This window comes from Dyella sp. CR10, from assembly GCF_055814425.1.
In genome coordinates, this window is record NZ_CP185986.1 from 1,590,364 (window position 1) to 1,605,804 (window position 15,441).

Annotated in this window: 16 protein-coding genes; 7 read left to right on the forward strand and 9 right to left on the reverse strand. The window is 69.1% G+C overall.

Annotated elements, in window-relative coordinates; translation table 11 throughout:
- Positions 1-20 precede the first annotated feature (20 nt).
- The gene (locus ACNR9O_RS07420; protein WP_473681888.1) at positions 21-293 is read left to right on the forward strand and encodes a hypothetical protein; all 273 of its coding nucleotides are present in this window, start codon (positions 21-23) and stop codon (positions 291-293) included.
- Between the two features lie 146 nt (positions 294-439).
- Here the strand turns inward: ACNR9O_RS07420 and ACNR9O_RS07425 are convergent, their stop codons facing one another.
- The 3 genes from ACNR9O_RS07425 to ACNR9O_RS07435 form a co-directional block, all read right to left on the reverse strand.
- Positions 440-1,405, reverse strand: a complete 966-nt coding sequence (locus ACNR9O_RS07425; RefSeq protein WP_473681887.1) for a BON domain-containing protein — start codon at positions 1,403-1,405, stop codon at positions 440-442.
- An 85-nt stretch (positions 1,406-1,490) separates the two neighbouring features.
- Complete coding sequence (locus ACNR9O_RS07430; RefSeq protein WP_473681886.1) at positions 1,491-2,120, reverse strand: DUF4142 domain-containing protein; 630 nt, start codon at positions 2,118-2,120, stop codon at positions 1,491-1,493.
- Positions 2,121-2,177: 57 nt separating this feature from the next.
- Positions 2,178-2,390 (reverse strand): hypothetical protein, encoded by a 213-nt coding sequence (locus tag ACNR9O_RS07435; RefSeq protein ID WP_473681885.1) that lies wholly within the window; start codon positions 2,388-2,390, stop codon positions 2,178-2,180.
- 374 nt (positions 2,391-2,764) lie between these two features.
- On the opposite strand from ACNR9O_RS07435, the gene ACNR9O_RS07440 reads away from it, so the two are divergent.
- From ACNR9O_RS07440 to ACNR9O_RS07455, 4 genes are all read left to right on the forward strand, one after another.
- Positions 2,765-3,298, forward strand: a complete 534-nt coding sequence (locus ACNR9O_RS07440) for a DUF6496 domain-containing protein (RefSeq protein WP_473681884.1) — start codon at positions 2,765-2,767, stop codon at positions 3,296-3,298.
- A 204-nt stretch (positions 3,299-3,502) separates the two neighbouring features.
- Positions 3,503-4,078, forward strand: coding sequence for an RNA polymerase sigma factor (locus tag ACNR9O_RS07445; RefSeq protein ID WP_473681883.1), 576 nt, complete (start codon positions 3,503-3,505; stop codon positions 4,076-4,078).
- A complete protein-coding gene (locus ACNR9O_RS07450; RefSeq protein WP_473681882.1) occupies positions 4,075-5,052 on the forward strand; it encodes a FecR family protein in 978 nt (325 codons plus the stop codon). The genes ACNR9O_RS07445 and ACNR9O_RS07450 overlap by 4 nt, the downstream gene beginning before the upstream one ends.
- Positions 5,053-5,279: 227 nt before the next feature.
- Positions 5,280-7,682, forward strand: a complete 2,403-nt coding sequence (locus ACNR9O_RS07455) for a TonB-dependent siderophore receptor (RefSeq protein ID WP_473681881.1) — start codon at positions 5,280-5,282, stop codon at positions 7,680-7,682.
- 42 nt (positions 7,683-7,724) lie between these two features.
- Here ACNR9O_RS07455 and ACNR9O_RS07460 read toward each other — a convergent pair whose 3' ends face one another.
- Positions 7,725-8,693: a DUF535 family protein gene (locus ACNR9O_RS07460; protein ID WP_473681880.1), complete on the reverse strand. Its 969-nt coding sequence runs from the start codon at positions 8,691-8,693 to the stop codon at positions 7,725-7,727.
- Between the two features lie 103 nt (positions 8,694-8,796).
- Positions 8,797-9,150, reverse strand: a complete 354-nt coding sequence (locus ACNR9O_RS07465) for a hypothetical protein (protein ID WP_473681879.1) — start codon at positions 9,148-9,150, stop codon at positions 8,797-8,799.
- Positions 9,151-9,528: 378 nt separating this feature from the next.
- Between ACNR9O_RS07465 and ACNR9O_RS07470 the strand changes: the two genes are divergently transcribed.
- The gene (locus ACNR9O_RS07470) at positions 9,529-11,412 is read left to right on the forward strand and encodes a hybrid sensor histidine kinase/response regulator (RefSeq protein ID WP_473681878.1); all 1,884 of its coding nucleotides are present in this window, start codon (positions 9,529-9,531) and stop codon (positions 11,410-11,412) included.
- 63 nt (positions 11,413-11,475) lie between these two features.
- On the opposite strand, the gene ACNR9O_RS07475 is transcribed toward ACNR9O_RS07470, so the two are convergent.
- The 4 genes from ACNR9O_RS07475 to ACNR9O_RS07490 form a co-directional block, all read right to left on the reverse strand.
- Complete coding sequence (locus ACNR9O_RS07475) at positions 11,476-11,742, reverse strand: hypothetical protein (RefSeq protein WP_473681877.1); 267 nt, start codon at positions 11,740-11,742, stop codon at positions 11,476-11,478.
- Between the two features lie 364 nt (positions 11,743-12,106).
- Positions 12,107-13,126 carry a methyltransferase gene (locus ACNR9O_RS07480; RefSeq protein ID WP_473681876.1) on the reverse strand — a complete coding sequence of 340 codons (1,020 nt, stop codon included), beginning with the start codon at positions 13,124-13,126 and terminating at the stop codon, positions 12,107-12,109.
- Entirely contained in the window at positions 13,123-13,869 is a 747-nt protein-coding gene (locus ACNR9O_RS07485) for a hypothetical protein (protein WP_473681875.1), read from the reverse strand. Before ACNR9O_RS07485 ends, ACNR9O_RS07480 begins: the two co-directional genes overlap by 4 nt.
- A gap of 327 nt (positions 13,870-14,196) precedes the next feature.
- Complete coding sequence (locus tag ACNR9O_RS07490; protein ID WP_473681874.1) at positions 14,197-14,973, reverse strand: c-type cytochrome; 777 nt, start codon at positions 14,971-14,973, stop codon at positions 14,197-14,199.
- A gap of 124 nt (positions 14,974-15,097) precedes the next feature.
- Here ACNR9O_RS07490 and ACNR9O_RS07495 point away from each other — a divergent pair, with 124 nt between their 5' ends.
- Positions 15,098-15,436, forward strand: a complete 339-nt coding sequence (locus ACNR9O_RS07495; protein ID WP_473681873.1) for a hypothetical protein — start codon at positions 15,098-15,100, stop codon at positions 15,434-15,436.
- The last annotated feature ends 5 nt before the right edge of the window (positions 15,437-15,441 follow it).

A 15,441-nucleotide genomic window follows, 5' to 3' on the forward strand; every position in this document is an offset into this window, starting at 1 on the left:
GCGCAGGCGGGATTTCGCCCATGACCTTGTCTGATGTTCTCAGCGATGCCGACATCCGCGTTGCGCGCTGCGCACGCGCCACGCTGGCATGGCCCGGCGACGTGCCCGCGCCCACGCCGGACCCGGTGAAACCGCCCGGTCCGCCGCCACCGTCCCCCACGCCGCTGCCGGAAACGCCCGAGATCCCGCCCTTGCCGGAACCCGTGTCACCGCCGCTGATCGATCCGGACCCCCCTCCGCCCGTGATCGACCCGGTCCCTCCGCCCGACCAGCGCCCCCGCGCCTGGTTCTAGCGAGCCGCACTTCCGGCCTCTCCCCATCGGGGAGAAGGCCGGAATGAGGGGCTGCGGATGCGACCCCGGGCGCCCTGGAACGAAACGACGCCCATCGCCCGAGGGCGGGCATCGAGATCATGCCCGCCCTCCGTCGTGCGTGGTGCTCAGTGCCGACTCTCCTGCGTCGTCCCGAATGTCCCCGCGCCAGCACTGGTACTGCGCAGGTTCTCATCGCGGTTGTCCTGCGGCCGCTCGACGCGCACGCGGTTCTCCACGTCTTTCACGCCGAACACGCGATCGGCGCAATCCTCGGCCAGATGTTTCATATGCCGCGAAGGCACCGCGCCTTTCAGCGTGACGACGCCCGCCTGCACGCTCACTTCGATTTCGCTGGCATCGATCTGCGCATCTTCGGAAAGGCGTTCGCACACGTCTTCGCTGATGCGCTGGTCCGAGCGCTGGTAGCCCTTGGGGCCGCGGCCGTAGTGGCCGGCATCCGCGGCATAGTCGTGCGGGTAGGGATAGCGCTCTTCCATGAAGTCGGTCGGACTGCGCGCGTACCGGCGGCGGCCGTAGTCGGCCTGGTAATCGGGATGCTGCGGATCGTTCCAGTGCGGGCCGCCCCAGCTGCGGCCGCCGGAAGGCGAACCGTAGCCTTGGCCGAACGACGGCGCGGGACCAGGGCCTTCGTCACGGCGCGTGCCGTAGGGCCCCTGCAGGCGGCCCATGCGATCGGCGCCATAGCCGGCGAAACCGTGCGGGTATTCGTCGTGCGGGCGGTTGCCCCATTGGCCGCCGTGGCTGAAGCCGCCGTAGCCATAGCCGTATTCCTGCTGCTGAGCATTGCCCGAGGTATCGCTGGCGAACGTGTTGCGATAGCCGCCGTGCTGCGAACCGGCTTCTTCCCAATCGGGAGGCAGGTAGCTGTCGTCCATGTCGCCGTAGCCGCGTTCCATCGCCGACTGGTAATCGCTGGCGGCGCCGTAGCGTTCGTAACCGTGGCCGTGGCCACGGCGGGGATCGTCCTGCGGTGGCCAGGGCTGCCGCCACTGGCCCTGGCCGCGGCGGCCCTGGCCGTGCCATGCGCCGCCACGCTGGCGGCGTGAGGGATCGTTGTCGCGTCGATTCATGGCAATACTCCGTGGCGGGCGCCACGCGGGGCGCCCGGATCAAGGGAATGAGGTGGGAGGAAACATCGAAGCCCAACGCTGCGGTTCAATGCCCGCTGGGTGGCGGCGTGGACGGCGGCGGCGTTTCCTGCATCGGGGTGGGCGGGTTCTGCGGGTTGCCCTGCGGTACGCCCTGCATGCTGCTTTCGTGGCTCGTCTGGCGCAGATCGCGCGCCATCTGCAGATGGTTCTTCAGCACCGGCAGCGTCTGCGCGGCAAATTGCTTGACGTCGGCGTCCTTGGCGCTGGTGGAGGCCTTCGTGAACAGCTTGATGGCGTCCTGGTGGTCTTTGATCATGGCCTGCGCGTAGGCACGATCGAAGGCATCGCCGTCGAGTTTCTGCAGCTTGTCCATCTTCTGCTTGTGCGCGGCGTCCGGCTCCGGCGCCACCGTGATCTGCTTCTGGCGCGCCAGCGCCACCAGTTGCTCGTTGGCCTTGGTGTGATCGTCGACGATGTGTTGCGCGAGCTGCCTGGTTGGCGTGGCGCTGTTTTTCTGCAGCGCCAGTTGTCCCAGCGCCACCTCGGCGCTGCCGTCGGCGGCGGCGCGGGTGAGGAAGGCCTGATCCGCGGACGCGCCGGCCTGACCTGAGGGTTCGGTCTGGGCGGCCGCATGGCAGGCGACCGCGAGGGTCGCCGCCGTGAGGACCGTCAAAAGAAAGCTGCGTTTGGACATGGCGCTCTCCGATCCTTTGTCGTGGGGAAATAACGCTGGTCGGGGCGGAGCGGCCCGTCAGGAGGGCTGGGTCCCTTCGCGTTGCGCACGCAGCCGCCGGCCGCCGATGCGACCGATGGTCGCCATGTGCTCGCGATTTTCGCTGACCGCCTTGCCTCCCTTGTGACCGGCCAGGCGCGCTTCCTCGCTGGTGAATTCGTGGGCGCTGCCACGCGCGTGTGCCGTGCGTCCGCCCAGGGAAGACACCTGGCGCTGGCGCTGGGGATCCATCCGTGCGAAGCCGCGAAGAGGCGCTGCTTGTCCTGCCATCTCTTTGGAGGTCATGGGGTGTTCTCTCTCGTAGTCGAAGGGGGAGGGCGGACCGCCGGCGGCGGCCGCATCCATGCGTCGCAACATCCGTGCCATGTGCGCGAATGGCGTGGTACGGCGTTTTCCGCGCGGCGCGCTGCGTGCAGGACGCGCAAATTTTTCGCGGCAGTGAAAGAAATACACGCACGTGCCGCACGTCGCGCACGCGCAGGGCCCACGCGCGCGGCTGAACCGCATCGGTCTGCAGGCATGGGCTTGACGCGCCATCGACCCGCCGTCGACGGCGCACGCCTTAAACGTGGCAGACACGATTCGATGCGCGGAGGAAAAACGCCATGCCCGAGCAGAAAACCCGCAAAGCCGCTGCCCGAGACAAGCGCGAAGGCAAGGCGCCTAGCACGCAAGCCGGCGAATACGTCAAGGAAGAGATCGAGCATGTGCGCGAAGGCAAGCACGGCGCACGCTCGGCCAAGCAGGCCATCGCCATCGGTCTGTCCAAGGCGCGCCGCGCCGGGGTGAAAGCGCCGGTGAAGAAATCCGCCAGCAAGGCCACGCGCAAGAAGGCCGCGCAGGACGAGCGTGCCGCGCGCCATCCGCACAAGACCTCGGCACGGCGTTCGCGCGCTACCGAAGGCGCGTTGAAGCGCGAGGGCCATGCGTCGGCCTCGCACGAGTCCCTGTCCAGGCAGGGCAAGCGCGCGGCCGCGAAGCGCTCGTCGTCGTCGCGCTCGGCAGCGGCGAAGAAGGCGGCGCACACCAAGGGCGCGGCCGGCCGGTCCGCCGCGGCGAAGAAGGCAGCGCGTACGCGCAAGGCCCATGCCGCCGGCCGCAAGACCGCGGCGAAGAAGGCGGCACGCCGCCGGGCCTGACTTTCTTCGTCTCCAGGAGAGAGAGGGGATCGCTGGGCGGACGAGTGGGCGGGTGCTCGGATCCTCTCTCCGGCGGGGAGAGGGGCTGCAAGTCGCACCGGTTTCAAATTCCTGACGCACGAACGTCTAGGCTGTTCTCGTTCCGTCCGAAGAAGACGTTCCGTCCGATGACCGCCTTGCCCATCCCCGATGGCCGCGCCGCGCATGGCTAGCCCGGATCACGCCGCGGACCGGCCCGCCGCACCGCCCGGCGCGGAAGACCGCGCCGCGCAGGTTGCCGCGCTGTTCCGCGAGCACAACCGCACCCTGGTGGCCTTCCTGCAGGCGCGCCTGAACTCGCGTTCGGACGCGCAGGAGCTGGCGCAGGAGGTCTATGTGCGGATGCTGACGATGAAGGACGCCGAACCCATCGCCGCGCCGCGCGCGCTGCTGTTCCGCATCGCCGCCAACCTGGCGGTGGACCGCCTGCGCATGCGCGCCGTGCGCGCCAACGCACCGGCGGACGCGCCCGACGACGACTGGTTCGCCCAGCCCATTCCCGAACAGCACGCCTCCGCGCTGGAGCAATGGCGCGAAGTTCGCGCGGCGCTGCGCGAACTTCCTGCCAAGACCAGCAAGGCCTTTGTGATGCATGTGATCGAGGGGCGCGATTTCAGCGCCATCGCCCAGACCATGAAACTCAGCGAGCGCATGGTGCGCTACCACGTCAGCAATGCGCTGGCGCATTGCCGTACGCGGCTTCAAGCCGCCGAGCCTCAAGCCACGGAGACCACGCCATGATGGCCATGACGCTGCCCGGCGCCGGCGACCGCATCACCCAGGCCGCGGCGCAATGGTGGACCCGCCTGCGCGAGGCCGACCCCTCCGAGGCCACCATCGCGCAATGGCTGGCCTGGATGGACGAGGACGAGCGCCACGTCCAGGCCTTCGAGGACGTCAGTCGTCTCGCCCAGCGCCTGGGCCGGCTGGACGTCCATGCACGCGAGGATGTCGTCGTCGAGTTCGCGCGCCCCGTGGGGCGCCGCGTGCGCTGGCCGGTGTGGGCCGGGGCGGTGGCCGCTTCGCTGCTGGTGGCGGTGCTTGGCGCCGGCCTGCTGGATCGCGCGTACCGGCCCAAGCCCGAACCCTACGCCAGCGAAGTGGGGCAGAACCGCGACCTGGCCCTGCCGGACGGCACCCGCGTCGCGCTGGGCGGCGCCACCGCCATCGTGGCGCGCTATGCCGACGACCTGCGCAAAGTGGAGCTGCGCGAGGGCGAGGCGTTCTTCACCGTCACTCATGAGCGCCGCCCGTTCGAAGTGTCCGCCGGACCGGTGCGCATCCTCGACCTGGGCACCGCCTTCAATGTGCGCCGCACCGGCGACCTGGTGGCCGTGGCGGTGACCGAAGGCCGCGTGCGGGTGACGCCGCCGGGCGGTCAGGGCGCGCTGGAGGCCGGCGTGGGCCAGCAGGTGCTGTACGACCCCGCCGCGGGCCTGCGCCTGGGGCCGATCGCGGTGGAGGATGCCACCGCCTGGCGCGGGCGCCGGCTGGAATTCGTCAACGAACCGCTATCGGTAGTGGTGGCCAACATCAACCGCTACAGCCGCCGCCCGGTGCAAATCGCCGATCCGCGGGTGGGTGCGCTGACCTTCACCGGCACCGTGCGGGTCGATGCGATCGACCGCTGGGTGGAGGCGCTGCCGCGGGTGTTCCCGGTGCAGGTGAGCGCCTTCGGCGACCACGTGGTGCTGTCCAGCGCGGAAAGGCAGTGAGCGGCGGGGGCTTGGGGCGGGTGGCGGAAGCGTACGTTCGCGTCGCGGTCGTGGTCTGGATGGACCGCTGGCGCGCCTTCGCGACTCCCCAGCCAGCGAAGGGGTTCGGCGGCACGCTTTCGCCACCCGCCCCAAGCCCCCATGGCTCGATCCGGCCTTGGTGCGCACGCCCGACCATGCCAGACTCCGGCCTTTAGGACATTGGTAGTCGGGGGATTCCACACGGCATGGTTCGGCGCGCGCTTTTCCGGTTCGGCGGCAGCTTCGCGCTGGCGTTCGCCATCGCCGCCGCGCCGGCCAGCCCCGCGCCGCGTCTCACGCTGGACCTCGCCATTCCCGCGCAGCAGCTGTCCAGCGCGCTGATCGCGTTCGGCAAGCAGGCCAACGTGCAGGTGCTCACCGCCGGCGAGGCGATCGCCGGCCTGCGCAGCGAAGGCGCCAGCGGCGCGCTGACCCTGGAGCAGGGCATGGCCGCGCTGCTGCGCGGCACCGGCCTGGCCTACGAAAGCGTCGATCCCGGCACCGTGGTGATCAAGCGCGGGCCGCTGCCGCCGGCGGCCAGCTACCGCAGCAGCCTGCTCGAGGCCAAGCCCAGCGTGCCGATCGTCGCTTCGCTCGCGGCGATCCAGGTGCAGGGCACGGCGATGGGCGACCTGGGCTACCTGGCTTCGTCCACGCGCGCCGCCACGCGCACCGACACGCCGCTGGCCAAGGTGCCGCAGTCGGTCAGCATCGTCACGCGCGACCTGATGGACACGCAGCAGGCGGTGACCGTCGCCGATGCGGTGCGCAACGTCGCCGGCGTGCAATACATGGACGGCTTCGACGGCCCTGCGCTGTTCCGCATCCGCGGCTTCAACGCCGGCAACGGCATGACCGACGGCATGCCCAACGGCGTGGCTCGCACCGAGGATCTGCCGCCGCTGGTCGGCATCGAGCGCATCGAAGTGCTGAAGGGGCCGGAGGCGATCCTCGGCGACGCTTCGGTCAACAACAATTTCGGCGGGCTGGTGAACGTGGTGATGAAGCGCCCGCAAAGCGAACCGGTGCGCGAACTCAGCTGGTCGCTCGGGCGCTACGACGGCGCGCGCCTGGGCCTGGACCTGGCCGGCGCCGTGGATGGGCACGACGGCTGGACCTATCGCTTGGTGGCCGCCGGCAATCACGCCGACCACAGCGCCCAGGGCTACCGCGGCCAGCGCAGCGCGTACTTCGCACCTTCGCTCGGCTGGGAGCGTGGCGCGACCCGCTTCACGCTCGGCTACGAACACATCACCAACCGCGTGCCGGGGCCGGATCACACGGTGCTGCTGGGCGACACGCTGGCGGCGATGTCACCGTACGACGTGCTGCCGGGCAATCCGGGCGACCATTCGACCTACCGCACCAACCGCGCCGTCTACACCTTCGAACAAGGCCTGGGCCGCGACTGGATCTTCCGCAGCCGCGGCCAGTACGTGCAGCAGCGCACCAGCGGGCAGGGCTGGTCGCTGACCGACGGTTACCTGAGCGGCGACGTCGACGCGACCGCGCGCAGCTTCCGCTACTCGGATGCGTTCTACACGCTGCAGAACGATCTCACCGGCGTGTTCGAGAACGGCAGCATCACGCACACCGTGGTGCTGGGCGTGGACTACGCGCGCACCAAGGCCGGCCGCGACCGCCAGCGCGACACGCTGAAAGTCGGCCCGTCGCAGTCGTTCAATCTGTTCGCCGACACGATGCTGCCGAGCGCGCGCGTCAGCACGGACCAGGCAGCCATGGTGCAGACGCTGGGCGGCGGCGCCTGGACCACCGAAACCGGCCTGTTCCTGCAAGACCAGATCGCGCTGGGCGAACGCTGGGATGCGCTGCTCGCATTGCGGCGCACGTCGTACGAACTGTCCACCTCATGGGCCGACGGCAGTCCGCGCCGCCTGCGCAAGAATCAATGGGTGCCCAAGGCCGGCGTGCTGTTCAAGGCCGCGCCGGAGCTGGCGCTGTACGTGAACCACACGGCTGGCTTCCAGGCCAATTCGCTGCTGGGCGAGGACGGCCAGCCGCTGCCGCCGGCCAAGTCGCGCCAGTGGGAGGCGGGCACGCGCATCGATCTGTTCCAGCACCGCGCGCGGCTCAATGTGGCGTGGTACCGCATCACGCTGGACCACAGCGTGGACTACATCGCGCCGGAGCCGCCGTATTTCGCCACGCCCGGTCCCGGCCAGACCAACCATGGCGTGGAAGTGGAATTCGCCGGCCAGATCACGCGAGGCCTCGAAGGCGTGGTCAATTACACCAACGCGCGCATCCGCAACGACGACGGCACGCCGCCGGTGGCCGCGCCCAAGCAGCTGCTGAGCGCCTGGGTCAGCTACCGCTTCCAGCGCGAACCGCTGCAGGCCTGGGGTGTCGCCGCCGGCGTCGCCGCGCGCAGCCGCAGCATCGGGCGTCTGCAGGGCGGCGGCTATTTCGACCTGCCGGGCCAGGCGAGCATCGATGCCAACGTCACCTACTACGGCACCAACTGGCACGCCACGCTGGGCCTGAAGAATCTGTTCGATCGCACGCTCTATGCGATCAACGCCGACCAGACGTTCGTGCCGGTGCGGCAGGGGCGGGTGGCGATGCTGACCGGCGTCTACGATTTCTGAAACGCAGGTAGGGGTTCGCTGCGCTCACCCCCTGCGCGGCGGCTACCAGCGTGCGGATGGCGCGCGCCCCGGCCGGCTGTCGAGGGCGCGCAGGAAGATCGCCCGTGCGTCATCCAGGAACTGCTCGCGCCGCCGCCTGGCCGCGCGTCGCTTGCTGGGCAGCGCCCGCACGGCGCGCCGGGCGCCGAAGCGCGGCAGATCGTAGAAGCCTTCCGCGCCGGAAACGCCGCCGTTTTCGTTCCAGAAACCGTCGTAATCGGCGTGGATCTGTGCGGCGAACGGATGCGCTGCGCGCGACACGCCGCGCAGCCGCTCGATCCCGTACAGCCGCGCCAGCACGCGCATCAGCGTCAGCAGGAGATTCTTCGGCCGCACGCCATGGCTGCCGCGGGTGAAGGCGCGCACCGGCTCGCGCCCCAGGAACGGCCACGCGCCCTGCATCGCGCCGATCAGCAGGCCCGCCTCGCCGCCGAAGGTGAACGTGCACGACGACAGCACTTCCTTGTCGCCATTGAGCAGATACAGCCCCAGCTCGCCCATCGTGCGCACCGCCGGCTTGCGCATGTGCAGATAGACCGGCTCGCCGTTGCGCAGGCGCAGCGTGCCCAGCCGCACGTCGTGGCCGCGCAGCAGCTTGTCGCTCAGGCGTGGCGGGAAGCGTTCGAGCAGGAATCGGTAATGGGCCTGCAGGATGCGCAGGCGCGCCATCGGGTCCAGGCCGCGCGAGACGAACGGGCCGTGCCAGCGCCCGTACAGCGCCGGATCGGCGCGCACCGCCTGGCGCATCGCTTCGGAACCATCGAGAAAACGCAGCCAGTGCAGCTGCTGCGGTAGCCAGGTCAGGCTATGCCGCACATAACCGGCATAGCCGCGCACCTGGCGCGGTGCCGGTGCATGGCCCAAATCCCAGCGTCCCCGGAACGAATGCAGCAGCAACAACGCTCCTGCGCGCGGCGTCGCCGCCTCGGCGAAGCCGTCCAACCACCCCTCGCGTACTGCTGCTGCCTTCATGACGCATCCGACCCAAAGCCGCTTGAACGGAAGCCAAGACGGGCAAGAGCGGCATTTTTGAAATCGCCTGTGAAGGCTTCGTCAATAAGCCTTTGCGACGGGCTCAGGCATCCCAGCTTTCGTCGTCGTCGAAGGCCAGGTTATCGGTCGGTTCGCCGGTGATCGCTTCGCGCAGCGGGGCCATCTGGCGGCTGGTTTCGTGACACCACGGCGCCACCGAGGCGCCGAGCGCGGCGGCCTGGGCCTCGACCTGGTCGAGCGGGGCGACGATGGCCTGGTAGAGGGCGGTCAGTTTCTTGCGGGAAACGAGGGTTCCTGCGAGACGGTGGTAGTCGGCGAGGCGGTCGCGCAGCTGCGCGACGATCTGGTGGAGCGGTGCTGCGACATCGCGGGATAGCAAGGCGTCGAGTTCGCCGAGGTCGAAGGTGATGAGCGGGGCGGTGACGAGGGCGGGCATCGATTTCTCCGGGTGACGCTGCATAGTTTGCTATGGAATGCCGTTTTCCGGTCGAGAGGAGGTGAGGTTGCACGAAGTTCTCTTCGCTCGCGCCGCAATGAGGGAAGTGCAGGTGCGGAGCCGGGCAAGCACCAGCTTTCCAATTCCCGCCACCTCGACGTCGTCGTCACTTGCCGCCGCTTAGCCTGCGCGCGATCCGATGCCCGTCGCCGAATCGCCGCGCGGCACGGACGGCCGCCGAAAGCCATGGATGGCCAACCAACGTTCCCGGAAAACGGCCGGCCTGCCCGGCGGCGCCATGCGTGAGTGCCCTCGTCGTTTTCGAGTGGCCCGCAGGTGTTACCCCTCTATTCCGCAGAGAATACCGACAGACCGCTAGTGAACCCGCACACCGATTACGCCATCTACACGCTGGACACCGACGGAGCGGTGCGCAGCTGGAACCAGGGGGCGGAGCGCTGCGAAGGCTACGCGGCCGAGGAGATCCTGGGCGCGAACTTCGAGACCTTCTTCCTGGCGGAGGATCGCGAGGCCGGCCTGCCGGCGCGCATGCTCGCCCAGGCCCGCGACGAGGGCCGCCACGAAAGCGAATGCTGGCAGTGCCGCAAGGATGGCGGCCGCTTCTGGGCACGCATGGCGGTGGATGCCACCTACGGCGACGCCGGCCAGCCGACGGGTTTTGCCGTGCTCGCGCGCGATCTCACCGAACGGCAGCGGGCACAGGCGAGCCTGCGCCGCAGCGAGGAACAGTTCCGCATCCTGGTCCAGGGCGTCACCGACTACGCCATCTACCTGCTCGATACCGAAGGCAACATCTCCAGCTGGAACGTCGGCGCGCAGCGCATCAAGGGTTATGCGCCGCGCGAAATCATCGGCAAGCACTTCTCCACTTTCTACACGCCGGAGGATCGCGAGTCCGGCCTGCCGGCCAAGGGGCTGGCCACCGCGGCGCGGCTGGGCCGCTTCGAGAACGAAGGCTGGCGCGTGCGCAAGGACGGCAGTCGTTTCTGGGCGCACATCGTGATCGATCGCATCCTGGACGACGACGGCCGCCACATCGGTTTCGCCAAGGTCACCCGCGACATCAGCGCCAGGCGCGAAGCCGAACGCGAGCTGGCGCAGACGCGCGAAGCGCTATTCCACGCGCAGAAGATGGAGGCGGTCGGCCAGCTCACCGGCGGCGTGGCGCACGACTTCAACAACCTGCTGGCGGCGATCATCGGCAACCTGGAGCTGCTGGAGAAAAAACTGCAGCACGATCCGCAAGGCCTGGCCTGGCTGAAGAACGCCCTGTCCGGCGCCGAGCGCGGCGCATCGCTGACACGGCGCATGCTGGCATTCGCGCGACGGCAGGAGCTCAAGCCCGCCGCGCTGGACCTGCGCCCGCTGGTGCGCAACATCGCCGGCCTGATGGAGCGCTCGCTGGGCCCGCAGATCGGCATCGACCTGAGCTTCCCGATGGCGCTGGAGCGCGTGCTGGTGGATGGCAACCAGCTGGAGCTGGCCATTCTCAATCTGGTGATGAATGCGCGCGATGCATTGCCCGCCGGGGGACGCATCGATATCGGCGCGCAGTCGATGGCGATCGATAGCGGCCACGCCGTGGGCCTTCCCCCGGGCCGCTATGTCTGCCTGTGGGTGGAGGACCAGGGCACGGGCATGGATGCGACGACGCTGGAGCGCGCGACCGAGCCGTTCTTTACCACCAAGGGCGTAGGCAAGGGCACCGGCCTGGGCCTGTCGATGGTGCATGGCCTGGCCGAGCAAACCGGCGGACGCCTGGTGTTGCGCAGTGAAGCGGGCAAGGGGACGCGCGCGGAAATCTGGTTGCCGGTGGCGCTGGTGGGCGAAGCGGCCGAGCGCGCGCCTTCGGCCATGGACGAACCATCGCGCAATGGCCAGCTGCGCGTGATGCTGGTGGATGACGATCCGCTGATCCTGGCCACCACCGCCGCGGTGCTGGAGGACATCGGACACTTGATCTACGAGATGTCCTCCGCCAACGATGCAATGGCATCGCTGCTGGGCGGCGTCGAGGTGGACCTGCTGATCACCGACCAGATGATGCCTGCAGTCACCGGCGCCGAGCTGATCGCGCAGGTGCGCGCGCAGTGGCCGAAACTGCCGGCCATCCTCGCCTCCGGTTATGCCGAGACGCCGCAGGGGTTGCCCGAGCACATCGTGCGCCTGTCCAAGCCGTATGGGCGCGCCGAACTGATGCGCGCGATGGACCAGGCCGTGCTGGCGCAGATGCCGGCGTAGGGCGCGTCGGGTGACGGCTTGTAGCGCTGCCCCTCGAGCGGCGCGAACGTTCCATGGCCTTGCTCAATGCGATGCCGTTGCGCCGACCAATCCCGCTTGTGCCTCCAGGACGGCCATCATCGCCAGGATCTGCGCCCCGGTTGCCCGCGGATGCAGCAGCAGAAACCGGCTTCCGTCCAATCCGTCCATGCGCCGCGCTCCGGCCAGGCAGAGCTGACCATCGCCGCAGGCGAGCACCGGCGGCATCGAGTAACGCGGATCCCACACTTGCCGCCGCACCAGCCCATGTTGCGGGCCGCCGCAGATCAGGCATTCGACGATCTGTTCCATCCGTGCCTCCCCCTTGCACACGAGGCCTTTCGGCTCTCGCGTGAAGATAAGCAGGCACCGCGCCAGTCATGCGGCTGGCATGTGCGTTAGATCACGTTTTCTCGCTGAATGATGTTCAGCATGCCGCCGAGATCGTGGCAATCGGCACGACGTGCCGCGCGAAGAACGGCGCGAACCTGAAAAAGGGCAGCCATACGCGGAGACTTCCATCTTGCGCATGCCTGCTGCGGAGCCTGCGCCCTATGTCTTTTGGCCGAGCAGACGCGATGCGCGTGACGCAAGAAGTGACCATCCACGGCACACGATGCGCCGCGCATGCGCATGCCGCAGCGCCGGCTCCCGCGCGGAAGCCGGCGCCGATGCGCTAAGCCTTCGCCTTCACGCCCGTCACCAGGCTGTAGTGCCCGAAGCTCGGTATCACTTCGATGGAAGAGAAGCCCGCTTCGCCCAGCGCGCGCGTCAGTTCGCCCGGCGCGTACTGCTCGCCCTCGGTCCAGCCCATCATCATCAGGCTGAATGCCGCCGCGGCCAGCGGCCCGCTCTTGTCGTCGTGGTAAAGCACTTCGTGCAGCACGATCCTGCCGCCCGGCGGCAGGGCCTCGAAACTCTTGCGGGCAAGGAAGGCGGCTTTCTGCGGCGTCCAGTCGTGAAAGATGTTGGAGTAGAAGTGCAGGTCCGCCGGCGGGAAAGGATCCTTCCACATGTCGCCGGCATGTAGCTCCAGGCGCCCCGGCGGCGCATCGCCCAGGAACGAACGGGCCAGTTCGCACACCGCGGCCAGGTCGAACAGCACGCCGTGCAGCTGCGGCCACGCGGCCAGCGCGCCTTTCAGATGTACGCCGGAACCGCCGCCGATATCGAGCATGGTTTTGTAAGGCCCCAGGTCGAGCCGCGTCGGCCACACCGGCGCATGGGTGACGCTCACGCTCTGCATGGCGCGGGTGAAGCGCATGCCCAGTTCCTGTTCCTGCTCGTGCGTGCGGAAGATGTCGCGCTCGCCGTACGCCTTGGGCGCATTGCGCCGCAAAGCTTCCTCGATGCCCTGGACCGAGTAGGTTTCGGCGTTGTCGTACATCAGGTCCCAGAACGCGCCGAAATAGGTGGGGCTGTGCTCCAGCAGCAGGTCCTCGCCCAGCGTGGTCAGGCGATAGCGCGCACCGTCGCGCTGCGCGAAGCCGAGCGCGACGGCCGCATTGGCCAGCGCCTCGACCGGGCGCCGATCCAGCCCGAGCGCGGCGCCCAGCTCGGCGAGCGTGCACGGCCCTTCGCCGAGCCGGCGGAACAGGCCCAGGCGATGGGCCACCAGCATGGCCGGGTAAACGAACAGGCCGAAGGTCACGTCGTAGGCCGGCGTGTCGTCATGGCGTGGAAGGCGGGCGTTCATAGCGCCACCTCCGTCCGTGCGCTGCCCGTGATGGACGCAGTGACGGCGATGGCCGGTGCTTCGACCGCGCGATCGACCAGCTGCGCTGCCTCATGTGTCCAGGCCGCGAACGCGTCGAACGTGCGATCGACCAGGGCGAGGCAGCGTTGTCGTTGCTCGTCGTCCAGCACGATGCGCGCCAGCTCGGCGTGCTCGCCGTTCTGCAGGTGCCCGGATTCGAGCGCGAAGTGAAAGTCGCCCATGTAGCGCAGCTCGATGCCGGTCTGCTCGCGCACCGTCGCGGCGATCCGCGTGGTCAGCGCGAACAGTACGTTGCCGGTTTCCTCGATCGCTTCGATCACGGCCAGTCGCTCGGCGCTGTCGCAGCCGGCAAGGATGGCGCACAGCTCGTACATCAGCAGCCGGCTGTGGTGGGTTTCCTCCGACCACAGCGCGCGCAATGCGTTGGTCGTGGTGGTGAGGCGGCTCCAGCCGAGCTTCTCCAGATCTTCCAGGAACCACGGCCAGTGGTGGTCGTCCTCGTAGGTGTGCGCGTTCACGCGTTCCTGGTGGGCGTCCGTCGCGGGCACGCGCCGCAACACGTAACGGTTGAGATCGGCGAACGCCATGATGAAGAACGCCAGGCCGGGCATGAAACCGAGCCGCACCGGCGCGGGGAGGTTGTCGTCGCGCAGGCGGTCGAACAGGGGCAATGAGGCATACGCGCGTTTCCTGCGCATGACGTGGGCAAGCACCGTCTTCATGAAGGTCTCCTCGAGTGAGTAATGGCGCGCGGGCACAGATGCCCGGACGCAACGGTCCGTGCGGTGGTGACCAACGATCTGCGATGCCCGATCGCCATGTGCGCGCTGCGGTGGCGCGCTGGGTTCACGCGGCGGAAGAGTGGCCGGTATGGCGCCGGCGTACAGTCCTGGAAAGAAAGCGCGAGAAGCGCTTGCCGGCCGCGTCCCCTGTGTGGCGGCGACGTTCCGCGCGACGCGGTGAAACGGGTGTGAGCGGCGCGTCGATTCCCCATCAACGTGCCGGGGCGGCCGTCGCTTGTGCGAGGCCGGTCTCAATCCGGCTTGCGGTCAGGTGCCCGTATCGAGCACGCACCATCCGGGCAGCGGTTCCGGCGTGCGGGCCTGTGCCGGTTCCGCCGTTGCCGGCGTCTCGCGCGAGGCGAGCCACGCGGCCACCGCTTGCACGTCCGACGCCTGCATGCGGTTGGCTACCACCGCCATGCAATCGGGTTCGCGCGCGCCGCGCACATGCTTGCGCCAGGCCTGCAGCTGCGCCTGGAGGTAGTCGGTGGAGAGTCCGGCGAGGCCGGGAATCAGCGGCTGCACGCCACTGAGTTTCGTGCCGTGGCAGCTCACGCAGGAAGGCAGGCCGCGAGTGCCGTCGCCGCGTCGGACCAGTTGCTCGCCGCGACGCATCGCATCGTCCGTGGCCGCCGGCGAGGCGGTATGCGGGTAGGGTACGTCCTGGCGCGCGAAGTAGTCGGCCATGGCGCGCAGGTAGTCCGGATCGAGGTAGCGCACCATGTAAGACATCGTGGCGTGGCGGCGCTGCCCGCTCTGGAAGTAGCGCAGCTGCAACGCGAGATACGCCGCGGGCTTGCCCGCCAGGCGCGGGGCGGCATCCGCGCCGTCGAAGCCCTCGCCGCGTTCGCCGTGGCAGGACGTGCAGGCGGCGATGCGCTGGCGGAAGGCGGCATCGGCGTCGGCGGCAGGGACGACGATGGGCGCAACGGCGGCGATAACGCCGAGGAGAATCGCGCCAGCAGGCGTGCGCGAGGCGTGAGTAGAGGAGCGCATTGCCTCATCGTGGAGGAACGCGCCGAGTTGCACGCTGATCCAGATCATGGCGTGCCGCGCCAAAGCGCCGCAGGGCCATGGACAAGGCGCTCGGGGGCCATCGTTCGTCGTGGTCTCAGGTCCTGAGATCAGGCCGCGCCACGCTTGCGGGCTCGTCCATGGAGAGCCCGCCATGTCCTACGTCGACCGGATGTGCCTGCGCCTGATGGCGCCCTGCCTGCTGCCCGCGCTGTGCGGCGCCATGTTCGCCTGGGCGGCCGAGGCGGTGCTCGGCCTGCCGCGGCTCGCCGGCGGGCCAGTTCTGGCGCCGAGCCTGCCTTCCTATCTGATCGTCGCCGGCGGCGCGGCAAGCGTCGCGCTGTACGCGGTGCAGGCGGGGCGGTTGTTGCGCTGGCGGCGCGGACGCGGCCATGCCTGCTATGTATGCGGCTGCCTGCTCGGACGCGTGCGGGAGGGGCGATGGGGGCCGTATCGGCGATGCCTGGGTTGCGGCAAGCATCACACCGAGTGACGAGC

Excerpts from the sequence above, each read along its gene's own strand:
- ACNR9O_RS07420 (WP_473681888.1), top strand. The coding sequence starts at position 21 with ATGACCTTGTCTGATGTTCTCAGCGATGCCGACATCCGCGTTGCGCGC.
- ACNR9O_RS07425 (WP_473681887.1), bottom strand. The coding sequence starts at position 1,405 with ATGAATCGACGCGACAACGATCCCTCACGCCGCCAGCGTGGCGGCGCA.
- ACNR9O_RS07430 (WP_473681886.1), bottom strand. The coding sequence starts at position 2,120 with ATGTCCAAACGCAGCTTTCTTTTGACGGTCCTCACGGCGGCGACCCTC.
- ACNR9O_RS07435 (WP_473681885.1), bottom strand. The coding sequence starts at position 2,390 with ATGGATCCCCAGCGCCAGCGCCAGGTGTCTTCCCTGGGCGGACGCACG.
- ACNR9O_RS07440 (WP_473681884.1), top strand. The coding sequence starts at position 2,765 with ATGCCCGAGCAGAAAACCCGCAAAGCCGCTGCCCGAGACAAGCGCGAA.
- ACNR9O_RS07445 (WP_473681883.1), top strand. The coding sequence starts at position 3,503 with ATGGCTAGCCCGGATCACGCCGCGGACCGGCCCGCCGCACCGCCCGGC.
- ACNR9O_RS07450 (WP_473681882.1), top strand. The coding sequence starts at position 4,075 with ATGATGGCCATGACGCTGCCCGGCGCCGGCGACCGCATCACCCAGGCC.
- ACNR9O_RS07455 (WP_473681881.1), top strand. The coding sequence starts at position 5,280 with ATGGTTCGGCGCGCGCTTTTCCGGTTCGGCGGCAGCTTCGCGCTGGCG.
- ACNR9O_RS07460 (WP_473681880.1), bottom strand. The coding sequence starts at position 8,693 with ATGAAGGCAGCAGCAGTACGCGAGGGGTGGTTGGACGGCTTCGCCGAG.
- ACNR9O_RS07465 (WP_473681879.1), bottom strand. The coding sequence starts at position 9,150 with ATGCCCGCCCTCGTCACCGCCCCGCTCATCACCTTCGACCTCGGCGAA.
- ACNR9O_RS07475 (WP_473681877.1), bottom strand. The coding sequence starts at position 11,742 with ATGGAACAGATCGTCGAATGCCTGATCTGCGGCGGCCCGCAACATGGG.
- ACNR9O_RS07480 (WP_473681876.1), bottom strand. The coding sequence starts at position 13,126 with ATGAACGCCCGCCTTCCACGCCATGACGACACGCCGGCCTACGACGTG.
- ACNR9O_RS07485 (WP_473681875.1), bottom strand. The coding sequence starts at position 13,869 with ATGAAGACGGTGCTTGCCCACGTCATGCGCAGGAAACGCGCGTATGCC.
- ACNR9O_RS07490 (WP_473681874.1), bottom strand. The coding sequence starts at position 14,973 with ATGATCTGGATCAGCGTGCAACTCGGCGCGTTCCTCCACGATGAGGCA.
- ACNR9O_RS07495 (WP_473681873.1), top strand. The coding sequence starts at position 15,098 with ATGTCCTACGTCGACCGGATGTGCCTGCGCCTGATGGCGCCCTGCCTG.